Here is a 757-nt window from a genome sequence, read left to right on the forward strand (position 1 = left end):
TATCGTAAAGATAGACGCAATCGTATGGCTCAAATCATCGAAGGCTCCTTAGAGAAACGCCCAAGTCATTGTCCCTCCTGTGGAGTTGCTTGGGAGTCTACTAAGGATGTCTATGCTCATGGTACTACTCCTAAAAAGCGGGTAATTCAGCTGACAGAGATCAACAATCAGCCTACTTATCTAGAACTAACCATCCGTCGCTCCAAATGCCGTCACTGCTCAGTGGTGTCTGCCAATCATCTCCCTAACTATTTCGTTAAGAGAAGAAAAAGTATTAGTGTAAAACTTCATCTCAAAGTTTTGATGGAGCTAAAAAATCCGACTAATTGCAAAAAGGTTGCCTCAATCTGTAAAACGGGCTATCAAATTGTCTATCAAACGTCTTTGCAAATAGCTCACTACATAAATGATTTAGACTCAAGACCCCTTCCTAGGGTACTAGCCATCGATGAATTTAAAGCTACTCGAGATTGTGAAGGAGCCATGGCCTTTATCGCCATGAATTGGGAAAGTGGGCAGATTCACACGATTTTAGAGGATCGTCGGAGTCATAAGCTCTTAGAATTCTTCAATGGTTACTCCTATGAAGAACGCTGCAAGGTGGAGTTTGTTGTGATGGATATGAATGCAGCCTATGATTCAATGGTCAAAAAAGCCTTTCCCAAAGCTCAGATTGTAATCGATCGTTTCCACATTGTACAGCACTTGACCAATGCCTTCAAGATGATTCGGATTCAGGAAATGAATAAATTAAACC

1 protein-coding gene is annotated in these 757 nt (G+C 41.3%); it reads left to right on the forward strand.

The window, feature by feature from the left end:
* Nucleotides 1-757 (forward strand): transposase (locus tag E5983_RS09315; protein ID WP_202056789.1); only part of this gene is annotated, 757 nt, incomplete at both ends.

It is taken from the genome of Streptococcus danieliae (assembly GCF_009767945.1).
GTDB classification, from domain to species: Bacteria; Bacillota; Bacilli; order Lactobacillales; family Streptococcaceae; genus Streptococcus; species Streptococcus danieliae.